This window comes from Pseudomonas sp. RIT-To-2, assembly GCF_029623465.1.
GTDB classification, from domain to species: Bacteria; Pseudomonadota; Gammaproteobacteria; order Pseudomonadales; family Pseudomonadaceae; genus Aquipseudomonas; species Aquipseudomonas silvicola.
Genome location: NZ_JAPYKM010000005.1, coordinates 128,170 through 144,187, shown reverse-complemented (window position 1 = coordinate 144,187; position 16,018 = coordinate 128,170). Strand labels below are relative to the sequence as shown.

Annotated in this window: 12 protein-coding genes; 5 read left to right on the top strand and 7 right to left on the bottom strand. The window is 61.5% G+C overall.

Annotated elements, in window-relative coordinates:
* Window positions 1–9 precede the first annotated feature (9 nt).
* A complete protein-coding gene (gene oadA, locus QBK88_RS06640; protein WP_277961421.1) occupies window positions 10–1,818 on the bottom strand; it encodes a sodium-extruding oxaloacetate decarboxylase subunit alpha in 1,809 nt (602 codons plus the stop codon).
* Window positions 1,819–1,922: 104 nt separating this feature from the next.
* Window positions 1,923–3,338: an acetyl-CoA carboxylase biotin carboxylase subunit gene (locus tag QBK88_RS06635; protein ID WP_277961420.1), complete on the bottom strand. Its 1,416-nt coding sequence runs from the start codon at window positions 3,336–3,338 to the stop codon at window positions 1,923–1,925.
* Window positions 3,339–3,525: 187 nt separating this feature from the next.
* Between QBK88_RS06635 and QBK88_RS06630 the strand changes: the two genes are divergently transcribed.
* A complete protein-coding gene (locus QBK88_RS06630; RefSeq protein WP_277961419.1) occupies window positions 3,526–4,488 on the top strand; it encodes a LysR family transcriptional regulator in 963 nt (320 codons plus the stop codon).
* Here the strand turns inward: QBK88_RS06630 and QBK88_RS06625 are convergent.
* The 3 genes from QBK88_RS06625 to QBK88_RS06615 all read right to left on the bottom strand — a co-directional run bounded on the left by QBK88_RS06625 (window position 4,430) and on the right by QBK88_RS06615 (window position 8,654).
* Complete coding sequence (locus tag QBK88_RS06625; RefSeq protein ID WP_268146934.1) at window positions 4,430–4,648, bottom strand: PA3496 family putative envelope integrity protein; 219 nt, start codon at window positions 4,646–4,648, stop codon at window positions 4,430–4,432. The genes QBK88_RS06630 and QBK88_RS06625 overlap by 59 nt on opposite strands.
* Before the next feature lie 180 nt (window positions 4,649–4,828).
* Window positions 4,829–5,695 (bottom strand): transcriptional regulator HexR, encoded by an 867-nt coding sequence (gene hexR, locus QBK88_RS06620; protein WP_158152959.1) that lies wholly within the window; start codon window positions 5,693–5,695, stop codon window positions 4,829–4,831.
* A gap of 88 nt (window positions 5,696–5,783) precedes the next feature.
* The gene (locus tag QBK88_RS06615; protein ID WP_445764903.1) at window positions 5,784–8,654 is read right to left on the bottom strand and encodes a putative bifunctional diguanylate cyclase/phosphodiesterase; all 2,871 of its coding nucleotides are present in this window, start codon (window positions 8,652–8,654) and stop codon (window positions 5,784–5,786) included.
* Window positions 8,655–8,841: 187 nt separating this feature from the next.
* Between QBK88_RS06615 and uvrD the strand changes: the two genes are divergently transcribed.
* The 3 genes from uvrD (at window position 8,842) to QBK88_RS06600 (ending at window position 12,628) form a co-directional block, all read left to right on the top strand.
* Window positions 8,842–11,025: a DNA helicase II gene (gene uvrD / locus QBK88_RS06610; RefSeq protein ID WP_277961417.1), complete on the top strand. Its 2,184-nt coding sequence runs from the start codon at window positions 8,842–8,844 to the stop codon at window positions 11,023–11,025.
* 227 nt (window positions 11,026–11,252) lie between these two features.
* Window positions 11,253–12,101 carry a Tim44 domain-containing protein gene (locus QBK88_RS06605; RefSeq protein ID WP_277961416.1) on the top strand — a complete coding sequence of 283 codons (849 nt, stop codon included), beginning with the start codon at window positions 11,253–11,255 and terminating at the stop codon, window positions 12,099–12,101.
* A 119-nt stretch (window positions 12,102–12,220) separates the two neighbouring features.
* A complete protein-coding gene (locus QBK88_RS06600; RefSeq protein WP_158152963.1) occupies window positions 12,221–12,628 on the top strand; it encodes an SMI1/KNR4 family protein in 408 nt (135 codons plus the stop codon).
* A 49-nt stretch (window positions 12,629–12,677) separates the two neighbouring features.
* On the opposite strand, the gene QBK88_RS06595 is transcribed toward QBK88_RS06600, so the two are convergent.
* Window positions 12,678–14,435: a cation:proton antiporter gene (locus QBK88_RS06595; protein WP_277961415.1), complete on the bottom strand. Its 1,758-nt coding sequence runs from the start codon at window positions 14,433–14,435 to the stop codon at window positions 12,678–12,680.
* Between the two features lie 221 nt (window positions 14,436–14,656).
* Between QBK88_RS06595 and QBK88_RS06590 the strand changes: the two genes are divergently transcribed.
* The gene (locus QBK88_RS06590) at window positions 14,657–15,142 is read left to right on the top strand and encodes an acyl-CoA thioesterase (protein WP_158152965.1); all 486 of its coding nucleotides are present in this window, start codon (window positions 14,657–14,659) and stop codon (window positions 15,140–15,142) included.
* Here the strand turns inward: QBK88_RS06590 and pdxY are convergent.
* Window positions 15,139–16,011, bottom strand: a complete 873-nt coding sequence (pdxY, locus tag QBK88_RS06585) for a pyridoxal kinase PdxY (protein WP_277961414.1) — start codon at window positions 16,009–16,011, stop codon at window positions 15,139–15,141. The genes QBK88_RS06590 and pdxY overlap by 4 nt on opposite strands.
* Window positions 16,012–16,018: the final 7 nt, after the last annotated feature.

Sequence of the window (16,018 nt, the reverse complement as noted above, 5' to 3'; positions counted from 1 at the left end):
AAGGTCCTGTCAGCCAACGATCTCGATCAGGATCTCGCCCGGGTTCACCCGGTCGCCCTTGGCGATGTGGATGGCAGCTACCTTGCCGGCGACCGGCGCCTGCACTTCGGTTTCCATCTTCATCGCTTCGGTGATCAGCAACGCCTGGCCAGCCCGGACCACGTCACCTTCCTTGACCAGCACATCAACGATGTTGCCCGGCATGGTAGTGCTGACGTGGCCCGGCTCGCTGGCCTGCTTGCGCTTGCCGATGCCGCTGCCAACGAATTCGTTGAGCGGTTCGAACACTACCTCCTCGGGCATGCCGTCGATGGACAGGTAGAAGTGGCGTTTGCCCTCGGCCTTGACCCCGACCCCGGTGATGTCCACCCGGTAGGTTTCACCGTGCACGTCGATGACGAATTCGGTCGGCACGCCTTCGCCGCCAGCCGACGGCGCTTTTCCTGGCTCCGGAATGGGCAGCAGCACTTCAGGGGTCAGCTTCCCGGCTGCGCGCTCTTCGAGGAATTTGCGGCCGATATCCGGGAACATGGCATAAGTCAGCACGTCTTCTTCCGACGTGGCCAGGGTGCCGATCTCACCACGCAGGCGCACCATTTCCGGCTTCAGCAGGTCAGCGGGGCGCACATCGATGACGTCTTCGCTACCGATGGCCTGGCGACGCAGCTTCTCGTTGACCTGGCCCGGCGCCTGGCCGTAACCGCCCTGCAGGTACAGCTTCACCTCGTTGGTGATGGTTTTGTAGCGCTCGCCAGCCAGCACGTTGAAGAACGCCTGGGTGCCGACGATCTGCGAGGTGGGCGTCACCAGCGGTGGGTAGCCCAGGTCTTCGCGTACACGTGGTATCTCGGCCAGCACTTCGTTCATGCGGTTGAGGGCGCCCTGCTCCTTGAGCTGGTTGGCCAGGTTGGAAATCATCCCGCCCGGCACCTGGTTCACCTGAACACGGGTGTCGACAGCGGTGAATTCGCTTTCGAACTGGTGGTACTTCTTGCGCACGGCGTAGAAGTACAAACCGATTTCCTGCAACAGTTCCAGGCTAAGGCCGGTGTCGAATTCGCTGCCCTTGAGCGCCGCGACCATGGACTCGGTACCCGGGTGGCTGGTACCCCAGGCGAAGCTGGAGATAGCGGTGTCGATATGGTCGGCGCCGTTTTCAACGGCCTTGAGCTGGCACATGGCAGCCAGGCCGGCCGTATCATGGGAGTGGATGAATACCGGTAGCGATTGCTCAGCCTTCAGCGCCTTGACCAGTTCGCCCGTGGCATAAGGGGTCAGCAGGCCCGCCATGTCCTTGATCGCGACCGAGTCGCAGCCCATGGCTTCCATTGTCCTGGCCTGTTCCACGAAAGCCTTGATGGTGTGCACCGGGCTGGTGGTGTAGGCGATAGTACCCTGGGCGTGCTTGCCAGCGGCTTTCACCGCTTCGATGGCCACGCGCAGGTTACGCACATCGTTCATGGCGTCGAAAATGCGGAAAACATCGATACCGTTGACCGCTGCCTTGGCCACGAAGGCACGCACAACATCATCGCTGTAGTGGCGGTAGCCCAGCAGGTTCTGGCCACGCAACAGCATTTGCAGGCGGGTATTGGGCAACGCGGCGCGCAATTTGCGCAAGCGCTCCCACGGGTCTTCCTTGAGGAAGCGCACACAGGCGTCGAACGTAGCGCCGCCCCACACTTCCAGCGACCAGTAGCCAACCTTGTCCAGCTTGTCGCAGATGGGCAGCATGTCGTCAGTACGCATGCGGGTCGCCAGCAGGGACTGGTGGGCGTCGCGCAGGATAGTGTCGGTAACGAAGATCTTCTTAGTCATTGGTATCTCCTCATGAGCTGCAAGCTTCAAGCTTTTAGCTGCAAGCAAAAGCGGTTCTCACGCACTCTGCTTGCAGCTTCAAACTTGCAGCTCGCAGCTGCTGTTCATAGCCCTGCGTGGGCGGCGATGGCGGCGGCGATGGCCAGGGCCAGCTCTTCGGGTTTGCGCTTGATCGAGTAGTTGGTCAGTTCCGGGTGGCTTTCCACGAAGCTGGTATTGAACTGGCCGCTACGGAATTCCGGGTTGCGCAGGATTTCCTGGTAATAGGCGGCGGTGGTCTTGACCCCTTGCAGCCGCATGTCATCCAGGGCTCGCAGGCCGCGGTCCATGGCTTCTTCCCAGGTCAGCGCCCACACCACAAGCTTCAGGCACATGGAGTCGTAGAAAGGCGGAATGGTGTAGCCGGTGTAGATCGCCGTGTCGGTACGCACACCGGGGCCACCGGGGGCGTAGTAACGGGTGATCTTGCCGAAGCTGGGCAAGAAATTGTTCTTCGGGTCTTCGGCGTTGATGCGAAATTGCAACGCGAAACCACGGTGGTGGATGTCTTCCTGCTTCACCGACAGCGGCAGCCCGGAGGCAATGCGGATCTGCTCGCGGACGATGTCGATACCGGTTATTTCCTCGGTGATGGTGTGCTCCACCTGCACCCGAGTATTCATTTCCATGAAGTACACCTCGCCCTCGGCGAGCAGGAACTCCACGGTACCGGCGTTCTCGTAACCCACTGCCCTGGCCGCACGCACCGCCAGGTCGCCGATGTAGGCGCGCTGTTCCGGAGTGAGCTGCGGGCTGGGGGCAATTTCGATAAGTTTCTGGTTGCGGCGCTGGATGGAACAGTCGCGCTCGAACAGGTGCACCACATTGCCGAAGCTATCCCCGAGGATCTGCGCCTCGATGTGCTTGGGGTTGACGATGCACTTTTCCAGGAACACTTCAGCCGACCCAAAGGCCTTGGTCGCCTCGGAAATGACCCGAGGGAAATTCTGTTCCAGTTCTTCCCGACTGTTGCAGCGGCGAATACCGCGACCGCCACCGCCGGAGGTGGCCTTGAGCATCACCGGGTAACCAATGCGCTCACCTTCGGCAAGGGCCTCTTCGATATCGGCGACATTGCCCTCGGTACCCGGGGTGACCGGCACACCGGCCTTGATCATGCTGCGGCGTGCTTCGGTCTTGTCACCCATGCGGCGAATGACGTCGGCCGAGGGGCCGATGAACTTGATCCCCCGCTCGGCACAGATGTCAGCCAGCTCCGGGTTTTCCGAGAGGAACCCGTAACCGGGGTGCAAGGCATCACAGCCGGTTTCCACCGCCAGGTTCACCAGCTTGCGCGGGTTCAGGTAACCGGCCAGCGGCTCGGCACCGATACTGTATGCCTCGTCGGCACGCTTGACGTGCAAGGCATGGCGGTCGGCATCGGAATAGATCGCGACGGAGCGAATGCCCATTTCGGCGCAAGCACGCACTATTCGTACGGCAATTTCACCTCGGTTGGCGATCAGGATCTTTTTTATCACTTGGATGTTCCTCGACCGTTGACTATCGGACTGGCTAAACCAGTCTGCGCATGACCCGGCCTGCTTGGCCAGCCGCCAATTAACAGTAGCGCCCTGCAACAATTAATAAAAATCAATATTTGTTAGGTCAGCCATAAAGGAAGACTTATAGTCACAGCTTCCGACAGCAGGCAGCGAGGCGTAATACATGCGTAAGTCATTGATGCGTATGACATTACGGCAACTTCAGATTTTCAACGAGGTCTGCGATCTGCGCTCGTACAGCCGTGCAGCAGAAGAAATGTCGCTCACACAACCGGCTGTCAGCCTGCAGATTCGCCAGCTTGAAGAGCTGGTAGGCCAGCCATTGTTCGAATACGTGGGCAAAAAGCTCTACCTCACCGAGGCTGCCGAGGCACTGCAACGGGCCAGCCGCGACATCTTCGGGCGCCTGGAAAACTTCGACATGCAGTTGTCGGACATGCAAGGCTCGCTGCAAGGGCAGCTGAAACTGGCAGTGGAATCCAGCGCCAAGTACTTCGTGCCGCACCTGTTCGCCGCTTTCAAACGCCAGCACCCTGAAGTGAACCTTAGCCTGACGGTATGCAATCGCGCACAGGCCATCCGTCGCCTGTCGGATAACCGCGATGACCTGATCATCATGTCGATGGTGCCCCAGGACATGGGGCTGGAGTTCATGCCGTTCCTGAACAACCCGATTGTCGCCGTGGCGCCACCGGATCACCCGCTGTGCAAGCTGGACCGCCTGCGCCTGCAGGACCTGGAGCCACACACGCTACTGATGCGCGAACAGGGCTCGGGCACCCGCATGGCCTGCGAGGAGTATTTCAAGGAAAAGCGCGTGCACTTCACGCAGACGCAGGAAGTGGCCAACGCCGATGCACAGCGCGAAAGCGTCATCGCCGGGCTTGGCCTGGCCCTGTTGACCCGCCATGCGTTGAACATGGAGTTGGCCACAGGGGTGCTCAAGGAACTACCGGTCGAAGAACTGCCGCTCTATCGCAGTTGGTGCATCGTGCAGGCCAAGGCCAAGCGGCTATCGCCCGTGGCTTTGGCCTTCCAGGCATTCATCCGTACGGAGCGGATGCAGATCACTGCCCTGGCTGAGCGTTTTTCAGGCCGCCTGCCGACGCCGCCTGCCAGTAGTTGAAGGTATCGAGATCGGGGTAGTCGGAGATTTCCTGCAGCAGGCGGCGCTGCTCGGAATAGCTTTCGATCGCGCGGCGAAATTCCATGCGGCGCTGGTCTTCCTGCTGACGCTTGGTTTGCTTGCTGCCTTGCTCCTGCGAGCCATCGAAGTAACGAGCCATTGCGTGTCTCCCAGTTCGAGTGCGGGGAGTTCAGACTGGGCTTGGGCGGTTACGATTGTGGGGCACAGGTGTGACTGTTCGGTTAAATCTGTGTTGCCTGCTTCCCGAGCTTCGCCCGGTCCCACAGGGGATCGCGCGTCATGTCGGAACGGGTGACGCCTGGTAAGGGGCCAACGCCGATCAGTCGTCGAGCGCTTTGATCGACTTGGGCGACAGCCGCAGGCTGCGCAAGCTGCGCTTGACGCTCTTGAGGTGGTTCACCAGGCTCGGGCCACGGGCCATCGCCACGCCCATGGCCAGCACGTCGATCACGACCAGGTGGGCAATGCGCGAGGTCAACGGCGTGTAGATTTCGGTGTCTTCGTGCACGTCGATGGCCAGGTTGACCGTCGACAGCTCGGCGAGCGGCGTCTGGCTGGGGCACAAGGTAATCAGGGTGGCGCCGCTTTCGCGCACCAGGTTGGCGGTAATCAACAAGTCCTTGGAGCGGCCGGACTGCGAGATACAGATGGCCACATCGCCAGGCTTCAAGGTCACGGCAGACATGGCCTGCATGTGCGGGTCGGAGTAGGCCGCTGCGGTCAGCAACAGCCGGAAGAACTTGTGCTGGGCATCGGCGGCCACAGCCCCCGAAGCACCAAAACCATAGAACTCCACCCGCTGCGCCTGAGCCATGGCGGTCACGGCACGCTGCAAGGCCTGGGCATCGAGATGCTCACGCACCTCCATCAGGGTATGCAGCGTGGTGTCGAAAATTTTCAGGCTGTAGTCAGCCACCGAATCGTCTTCGTGGATGGCGAACTGGCCGAAGCTGGCGCCCGCGGCCAGGCTCTGGGCCAGTTTGAGCTTGAGGTCCTGAAACCCCGAACAACCAATGGCTCGGCAGAAACGGACGATGGTCGGTTCACTGATGCCGACGTTGTGCGCCAGGTCTGCCATGGAACTGTGCATCACGGCCGCAGGGTCAAGCAGCACATGGTCGGCGACCTTGAGCTCCGACTTGCGTAACAGGTGGCGAGACTGGGCGATGTGTTGCAACAGGTTCAATGGACAGGACTCATTCAGGATCGAAAGACCGATGTAGCTTTCTTGTAGTTATACTACATGACCTGCGACACGCCCAGCTAAACGATAGTCAAGTTCGCGAATGAACCTGCTCAAGCTGGCCGGCATAATCATGGTCTTCCATCAGCAAGCCCCGGAAAGCCTCGGCTTCCAACGGTTTGCTGATCAGGTAACCCTGAATCTCGTCACACCCATGCGCGTTCAGAAACGAAAGTTGCGCGTGCGTTTCAACACCCTCCGCCACCACTTTCAGCTGCAGGCTATGGGCCATGGCGATGATGGCGCGGGTAATGGCCGCATCTTCACTACCTTCGGCCAGGCCACGAATGAAAGCTTGGTCGATCTTCACGTAGTCCACCGGAAAGCGTTTGAGGTAGCTGAGGGAAGAGTAGCCGGTTCCGAAGTCATCGATGGCCAGTTTTACCCCTAGCGCCTGCAACTGATGGAAGGTGGCGATAATGTGCTCCACGCTGTCCAGCAACTGGGTTTCAGTGAGCTCAAGCTCCAGGAAGCGCGGCTCAAGGCCTGTATCATTCAGAACCTGACGCACCAGGCTCACCAGCTTGCCCTGACGCAACTGGTGCACCGACAGGTTCACCGCCACCCGAATGGGCCGCAGCCCCTGGCGTTGCCACTCCCAGGCTTGCCAGCAGGCCTGGCGCAACACCCATTCACCAATCGGCCCGATCAGGCCGCTTTCTTCCGCCAGCCCGATGAATTCGCCGGGCGGGACCATGCCCATGGTCGGGTGCCGCCAGCGCACCAAGGCCTCGGCTCCGTTGAGACGCCCTGTTTCCAGGCATAGCTTGGGCTGGTAGTAGACTTCCAGCTGCTGTTCATCAATCGCCTTGCGCAATTGCTGCTCAAGCTGCAGCCGCTCCAGGGTGCTGGCCTGCAGGCTCTCGGTATAGAACTGGAAGTTGTTTCCGCCCAAGTGCTTGGCGTGTTGCATGGCCATGATCGCCTGGCTGACCAGGGCCGACACTTCCCGGGCGTTGTCAGGCAGCAGGCTGATTCCGATGGACGCGCTAACCACCAGCTCCTGGTGCTCGATGACCTGCGGCACGCGCAGTTTGGCCAGCAACCGGCTGGTAACCCGGGCCAGGCTGGACAGGTTGGCGTAGGCGTCGAACAGCACGGCAAACTCGTCGCCCGACAACCGGGCAATGGTGTCGGCCTCAGGCAAGGCATTGGTGATGCGCCGGGCCATCTGCTTGAGCAACTGATCGGCGGTTTCGTGGCCCAGGGTTTCGTTGAGCAGCTTGAACCGGTCCAGGTTGATATGCAGCAGCGCCAGGCTGCGGCCGCCCTGGCGTACCCGCTGGCTGGCTTCCTGCAAGCGCTCGCGGAACAGCGCGCGGTTTGCCAGGCCGGTCAATTCGTCGTAGTGAGTGAGGAAGCGCATGCGCTCCTCAGACTCGCGCCGGGCTGAGAGATCGGCGCAAAAGGCGATGACATGGCTGATCTTTTCCCGATGGTCGCGCACCACGCTCAACTGCAGCCACTGCGGGTAAAGCTCGCCCGTCTTGCGAGCCTCCACCAGCTCACCCTGCCAGTGCCCGATTTGTTGCAGGGCATCATCAATCTGCCGATGGTGGCGGCGGGCGTCGCGACTGCAAGGCAGCTCAACGACATTGCGGCCCAGCACTTCGTCACGGCTGTAGCCGGTGATCCTGATGAAAGCCTGGTTCACTGACAGCACCGTGTAGTCGCAATCGAGAATAATGATGCCTTCACTCGATGCCTCGAAGACCATGGCGGACAGGCGTTGCTGATCCTCCTGAGCCTTGGTGGCGCTGATATCCCGGCGGGTACCGAGCATGCGCAGCACCTTGCCCGCCTCCGTACGCTCCACGGCCCTGCCGCGGTCTTCGATCCAGCGCCAGCGACCGTCGCTATGACGAATGCGGTACTCGATACGGTAGTCGTCCGTACGCCCTTTCATATGCTCGACCAGGGTGCGTTTGAGCTGCGGCACGTCCTCCGGGTGCAAGCGCGGTTTCAGGTGGCGCAGCATGTCCGTGACGTATTCGGGCTCCAGGCCGAACAGCTGCTTGACGTGGGTGTGGTGTACCTCGTCCGATTGCAGGTCCCAATCCCACAACCCCAGCTCGCTGGCCTCCAGCGCCAGCGCCAGGCGCGCCTCGCTCTTGCTCAGTGCCTGGTTGGCGACATCCAGTTCCTGGCTACGCAACGCTACACGGGTCTCAAGGCCAACGTGGGCTTCGCGCAGCTCGCTTTCGGCGTGGCGGCGCTGCTCCACTTCCCTGGCCAGCTCCTGGTTCAGGCGGGCGCTACTGGCCTGGGCTCGCTGCAGATGCTCAATCAGGTCCTGGTTCTGGAAGCGGCGCATCAGGTTGCGCTCGATCAAGCGGTTGACCTGCCAGGCCACCACGATCAAGGCCCCTAGCAGGATGAGCCCGAGCCAGCCCCAGCCATGCTGTGCCCCGGTACCGACCAGGAACAGGAAACCGATGGGCGGTAACAGGCACGGCAAGGCAAAGCTCAGGAAGGCAGGCAGGCTCACTGCATAGGCGACGCTGGCCGACAAGGTGGCCGCACCCAGCAGGCCGAAAACCCAGGCCTGCTGCACGAAGCTGTCAGTGGGCACCAGCAGCACGGCGGCCCCGGCCAGCGTCAGGCCACTGATGAACGAGCCGAACAGAAACATGCGTAGCCAGATGGGTTCTGCCTGGCGATCCGGTATCGCCGAGTCGAACGCCGCCACCTGAATGACGCGCATCGCCACCAGCGCGGTCAGCCACACCAGCCAGATGCTCACCAGCAGGTAATGCGGCGGCTCCCACAACAGCCAAGCGCATACCAGACCGTTGAGCAGCATCAACAATGTGGGCAACAGCGAGCCCTGATACAACAGGCGCGTGCGTTCCACCGCCAGCTGGGCGGCATGTTTGCGGCGAATATCCCCTTGCCCCTCCATGGAAGCGGGACCTGTAGCAAGTGTCATAGGCAGTATTCTTATTAATGTGCGAAGCCCGAACGTGCACCGAGCATACACAAGCCCGATGCCCGGCCAAAGCCCCGCTGTGCTGATGATCGTCGGTCTTTTATCGACCACTCGCACGCCAGGTTTGCTCCAATCTCGTCCAGCACCCTAAAATGGGCGGATGCGCGATGACCTCTCCCTTCTGCTGAATTCCCTCAACGATGCCCAACGTCAGGCCGTGGCGGCCCCCGTTGGCCGTCAGTTGGTCCTGGCCGGTGCTGGCTCCGGTAAAACCCGAGTGCTGGTGCACCGTATCGCCTGGTTGATCCAGGTCGAACAGGCTTCCCCCCATTCGATCCTGTCGGTGACGTTCACCAACAAGGCCGCCGCCGAGATGCGCCAGCGTATCGAGCAACTGATGGGCATCAACCCGGCCGGCATGTGGGTAGGTACCTTCCACGGCCTGGCACACCGCCTGCTGCGGGCCCACTGGCAGGAAGCGAACCTGAACCAGAACTTCCAGATCCTGGACAGCGACGACCAGCAACGGCTGGTCAAGCGCGTGATCCGCGAACTGGGGCTGGACGAACAGCGCTGGCCGGCGCGCCAGGCCCAATGGTTCATCAATGGCCAGAAAGACGAAGGCCTGCGCCCACAACACATCCAGGCAGGCGGAGACCTGTTCCTGGGCACCATGAAGTCCATCTACGAGGCCTACGAGGCTGCCTGCGCCCGTGCCGGGGTGATCGACTTTTCTGAACTGCTGCTGCGCGCCCTGGACCTGTGGCGTGACAACAAGGGCTTGCTGGAACACTACCAGCGCCGCTTCCGCCACCTGCTGGTGGATGAGTTCCAGGATACCAACGCCGTGCAGTACGCCTGGTTGCGACTGCTGGCCCAGGGCGGCGACAGCCTGATGGTAGTGGGCGATGACGACCAGTCCATTTATGGCTGGCGTGGTGCGAAAATCGAGAATATCCACCAATACTCCGCGGATTTCCCGGATGTGGAAACCATCCGTCTGGAGCAGAACTATCGCTCCACCGCCGGCATCCTCAAGGCCGCCAACGCCCTGATCGCCAACAACACCGGGCGCCTGGGCAAGGAGCTGTGGACCGATGGCGGCGACGGTGAGCCGTTGAGCCTGTACGCGGCCTTCAACGAACACGACGAAGCGCGCTATGTTGTGGAAACCATCGAAGCGGCCATCAAGACCGGCATGTCGCGCAGTGACATCGCCATCCTGTACCGCTCCAACGCCCAGTCGCGGGTACTGGAAGAAGCCCTGCTGCGCGAGCGCATTCCGTACCGCATCTATGGCGGCCAGCGCTTCTTCGAGCGCGCCGAAATCAAGAACGCCATGGCTTACCTGCGCGTGCTGGAAGGGCGCGGCAATGATTCCGCGCTAGAGCGGATCATCAATGTGCCGCCCCGCGGCATCGGCGAGAAGACCGTTGAAGCTATCCGCGACCACGCGCGCCATGCCGAGATTTCCATGTGGGAGTCCATGCGCCAGCTGGTGGCCAACAAGGGGCTGACCGGCCGTGCAGGCAATGCCCTGGGCGCTTTCATGGAATTGATCGAAAACCTGGCCGCCAAGGTCATGGACATGCCCCTGCACCTGATGACCCAGACCGTCATCGAGCAATCGGGGCTGATCATTTATCACCAGGAAGAAAAAGGTGAAAAGGGCCAGGCACGGGTAGAAAACCTTGAGGAACTGGTCAGCGCCGCGCGCAACTTCGAAACCACCGAGGAAGACGAAGAGTTGACCCCGCTGGCCGCTTTCCTTGGCCACGCCTCGCTGGAAGCCGGTGATACCCAGGCCGACGAGCACGAAGACAGCATTCAGCTGATGACGCTGCACAGCGCCAAGGGTCTGGAGTTCCCCCACGTGTTCCTGGTGGGCATGGAAGAAGGCCTGTTCCCGCACAAGATGAGCCTGGAAGAGCCTGGCCGCCTGGAAGAGGAACGCCGCCTGGCCTATGTGGGCATCACCCGTGCCATGCAGCAGCTGGTCATGACGTATGCCGAGACTCGTCGCCTGTATGGCAGCGAGACCTACAACAAGGTGTCACGCTTCGTACGCGAGATTCCAGCAGGGCTGGTGCAGGAAGTGCGCCTGTCCAATAGCGTCAGCCGGCCTTTCGGCGGCAGCCAGAAACAGTCCACCAGCAGCCTGTTCGGCGGCGCCAGCATCCCGCAGACCGAATTCACCCTGGGCCAGCGGGTGAACCACGCCGTGTTCGGCGAAGGCGTGATCCTCAACTTCGAAGGCTCCGGCGCACAGGCCCGGGTGCAGGTGAATTTCAGCGAAGGCAGCAAGTGGCTGATGCTGGGCTACGCCAAGCTCGAAGCGCTCTGACCCGGAACGTAGCACACCGGGCCGCGTCGGCGTTGTTCGCCGCGCGCCTGGTGTTGCGCGGCGCTTGTGACGCGGCCAGGTCCGCTGCTAGCGCCATGGCAGGGCGCTGCCTGATATCACGCGTGATTTGTTTCGGCCGGTAAAAGCCCGAAACATTATGTCACTGGCCAGGACCTGCCCATCTGTGCAACATGGCAGTAGTGCAATCCACACACGAGAATTTCCCTATGCAACGTTTCCTCAGCATCGCGCTCGCGCTTTGCATTGGCCTGACCATGAGCATCGACGCTCATGCCAAGCGTTTCGGCGGTGGCAAGTCGTTCGGTAACGCACCGACCCACCAGTCCGTCACCCCTTCCTCTTCCGGCGCCGCGGGCGCGGGTGCTGCGGCCGCCGCTGGCCGCGCAGCGCCTGCCGCCGGTGGTGCTTCGCGCTGGCTCGGCCCCCTGGCCGGCATCGCCGCTGGCGGCCTGCTGGCGTCCATGTTCATGGGCCATGGCTTCGAAGGGCTGCAGTTCTTCGACATACTGATCATGGCGGTCATCGCCTTCGTGATCTTCCGCTTCATCGCCGCCCGTCGGCGCAAGCAGCAGGAAGGCCTGGCTCCCGCCGGTGCGCCATTCCAGCGTGAAACCTTCGAGCAACCGCCTCAGCCGATCTTCGGCGGCTCCGGTGGCCAGCCAGTGCGCCCGGTCATCAACGCCCCGGCCTGGTTCAACCAGCAGAGCTTCCTGACCGCCGCGCGCAGCCACTTCGAGGCCCTGCAGCAGCATTGGGACGCCAACGAGATGGACAAGATCGCCGAGTTCGTTACCCCACAGATGCTACAGTTCCTGCGTCAGGAACGTGCCAGCCTTGGCGACGGCTTCCAGTCGACCTTCATCGACAACCTGCAAGTGCAGCTCGATGGCGTGGACGACCGTGCCGACAAGACCATCGCTACCCTGACCTTCAGCGGTGTGTCGAAAAATTCGCGCTTTGACCAGGGCGAAGTGTTCAGCGAAAGCTGGAACATGGAACGTGCCCAGGGCGACAACCAGCCTTGGCTGATTGCCGGGATTCGCCAGAACGGCTGATCCCGAGGTATTGCACGGACAAACCCCGGCCCAGGCCGGGGTTTTTCATTTTTAACATTGCGAAAATATCCAGCTAATGTATAAACCGCACCGCGCAATTCGTTGAGAGGATATACACCGTGGAAGAAGTGATCGAACAACTCCGGGAAGCCAATGAACCGGTACCCGTTCCACTCGAGTTGCCCGATGAGGACCAACTGGTCGAGGTTGAAGAACAACTGTTCATCAACATCCCGTTCGTCTTCAAGGAGTTCCTGCTGACCGTCAGCGACGTGGTCTACGGCAGCCTGGAGCCGGTGACCGTCACCGATCCGCAATCGCACACCTACCTGCCGGAAGTGGCGGCCAACGCCTGGGATTCGGGCGTGCCCCGCGACCTGATCCCGATCTGCCAGGACGGCGAAGACTTCTACTGCGTCGAAGAAGACGGCACGGTGGTGCTGTGGTCCGGCGAAGAAGAACTCGTTACCGAAGAAAGCTGGGAATCGGTGTGGCACTGGGCGCGGGACGTCTGGCTGGAAAGCTGAGGCTTTGCCGCCCGCCCCTGCAGGAGCGGGCGGCGAGGCAGTTCACTGGTCAGTGGCTGTCCTGGTTGTTGCCCAGGGTCTCCAGCAGGGCCACCTGCATGCGCGTGTGCACGCGGATGAACCAGCGCCACAGTACCGCGGCCACGGCCGCCGCAACCAGCCCGACCAGTACCAGCAGCTCGCTGGTGGGCAGGATGCTGGCTGACAGGGCGGCCAGCAGAAGGAAGATCACCAGCAGCGACACCAGCGGAATCACCTCGGCCACCACGCGCCTTACTCGCGCAGTATGCCTGCCCGCCATCTCCGGTTTGACGCCCATCTCCGCCAACAGCATCGACAGCGCCTTGAGCTTGCGATAGGCCGCGATCAGGAAGGCCAGCGACAGCAGCAACGCGGCGCCCCAGATCAACGCATTGTGCCAGCGAGGTTCGCTCAGCCACTGCCCGATGTAGCGGGAAAGAGGGCCGGCGAAATAGCCAGCGCTGAAGAAGATCGCCATGACCAGCGCCAGGTTCACCCCTACCTGCAACAGGATGCGCCGGATCATCGCTGCCAGCAGCGCACCTTGCCCTTGAGGCTGAATGCTGCGCAGCCATTCCCCGTACAAACCAAATACCCGCCCGACCCGTTGGGGCACCCAGCCCGCCAGTTTTTCCGACAGCGGATCAGCGGCGCGGATGAGGTAAGGCGTGGACAAGGTCGTCAGCGCCGATACCGCTACGGCCACGGGGTAGAGAAAATCACTGGTGACCTGCAAGGTCATGCCCAGCGCAGCGATGATGAAGGAAAACTCGCCAATCTGTGACAGCCCCATGCCCACCCGCAATGAGGTGCGCCCATCATTGCCGGCGATAAACGCCCCCAGCCCGCAGGAGACCATTTTCCCAAGCACCACGGCGATGGTGATCACGGCAATGGGCCAGGCGTAGGCAACCAGAATATCGGGGTCGATCATCAGGCCGATAGCCACGAAGAAAATGGCGCTGAACATGTCGCGAATCGGCTCTATCAGGCGCTCTATCTTCAGCAACTGCCGCGACTCGGCCATGATAGCGCCGATGAGAAAGGCCCCTAGCACCATGCTGTATTCCAGCTTCACCACCAGCAGGCAGAAACCGAAGCACAGCCCCAATACGGTGACCAGCAGCATCTCGTTGCTTTCAAAGCGGGCTACGTAGGCCAGCAGGCGCGGCACCAGCAGAATGCCCACGACCAGGGCGACAATCATGAACAGTGACAACTTGCCCACCGTGGAGAACACTTCACCCGAGCTGACCGAACCGCTCACGGCAATGCCCGACAGCAAGGCGATGATGCCGATGCCCAGGATGTCCTCGACGATCAACACGCCAAAGATCAACTGGGCAAAGCGCTGGTTCTTCATCTTCAGGTCATTGAGTGCCTTGACGATGATAGTGGTCGAGGAGATCGCCAGAATCGCCCCCAGGAACAAGGAGTCCATGGTGCTCCAGCCGAACCACCGGCCAATTTCGTAGCCGATCCAGATCATCAGCACAATTTCCAGGAAGGCGGCGATGAACGCGGTGGCCCCTACCTTGAACAGTTTGCGCAGGCTGAACTCCAGCCCCAGGCAGAACATCAGGAATATCACCCCGAGTTCAGCAAGGGTCTTGATGGTGTCTTCATCGTGAATAAGGCTGAAGGGCGGGGTATGCGGGCCAATCAGGAAGCCGGCGACGATATAGCCGAGCACCACCGGCTGGCGCAAGCGGTGGAAAATCACCGTGACCACACCGGCAATCAGCATGATCACGGCCAGATCCTGGATGAAACTGATGGCATGCATGGGTCCGGCTCCTGTTCACGGTGTAACATCTCAGGGCCTGAGGTTAACACCGCGAAACAGTCGTAAAGGCCGATGCAACAAGTGGAAACAGATCCGTTCGCCCAGCCCCGGCTGTGACGCACAGGCCATGGCCAACGTCCCGAAAGAGACAGGACATGCCAGCGGGCAAGCGCCAGCATAGGTGCGCCCCTCAACTACAGCAACATAACCGTGAGTGCACTATGGAACCCGGAAACGCCCAGTTGTCGATGACCGTTCTGATGACCCCGGACATGGCCAACTTTTCTGGCAATGTGCACGGCGGCACCTTGCTCAAGTACCTCGACGAAGTGGCCTACGCCTGCGCCAGCCGTTACGCCGGCCGCTACGTGGTGACCCTGTCGGTGGACCAGGTGATATTCCGCGAACCTATTCATGTGGGTGAATTGGTGACCTTCCTCGCCTCGGTGAACTACACCGGCAACACGTCGATGGAGGTCGGCATCAAAGTGGTCACGGAGAACATCCGTGAGCGCTCGGTGCGCCACACCAACAGCTGCTTCTTCACCATGGTGGCGGTCGACGACCAGCGCAAGCCCGCCCAGGTACCACGCCTGGAACCGCAGACCAGCGAGGACAAGCGCCGTTTTGTGCAGGCCCAGCAACGCCGCCAGATCCGCCAGGAACTGGAGCAGCGCTATCGGGACATCAAGGACGACGGTATTTAAAACCCCAGGCGCTGCGCTTCGAAGCGCAGCCGCGGGTGCACGATACGGTCCTGGGCACGCACCAGTTCCAGCTCGTAGCTGGCGCAGGCCTGGGTTTCCAGCAATACCTCGTGCACCGCGGCAGCGGCGAATTCGAAGGCCGCCACCTTGCTGTCACCCAGCAACAGGCGCGCCAGGAACAGTCCCGACGTGAGATCACCCACCCCCACTGGTTGGCGTGGAAATGCCAGTAGCGGACGGCGCAGGTGCCAACCGCCCTCGGCGGTGACCAGCAGCATTTCAAAGTCCTCGGCTGCCTTGCCGGGGTAGGCCAGGTGTTTGACCAGCACCGCCTTGGGTCCCCTTGCCAGCAGCAAGCGCGCCATGGCCACGCAGTCCTCCAGCGACTGCGCCGCGCGGCCACAGAAGGTGTTGAGCTCCAACTGGTTGGGGCATACCAGGTCCGCCACGGCGGCGGCCTCGTTCAGCAGAAAGTCGCTGACTTCGGAGGGTACGCTGCAGCCTTTCTCCGGGTGGCCCATGACCGGGTCGCACAGGTAAAGCGCATGGGGGTTGGCCGCCTTCACCTGGCGCACTACTTCCAGAATGGCGCGCCCCTGGGCCGCGCTGCCCAGGTAGCCGCTGAGCACCGCATCGCAGTTGCCCAGCTCACCAATCGTCGCAATCCCTTCCACCAGCGCGGGAATTTGCGCTGGCGCCAACACTTCTCCCGCCCACTGGCCATACTGAGTATGGTTGGAGAACTGCACTGTGTTCAGTGGCCAGACGTTGACCCCCACCCGTTGCATGGGGAACACGGCGGCGCCGTTACCGGCATGGCCAAACACTACGTGCGACTGGATGGCGAGCAGGTGTGGAGTACGTTTCATGCAAATA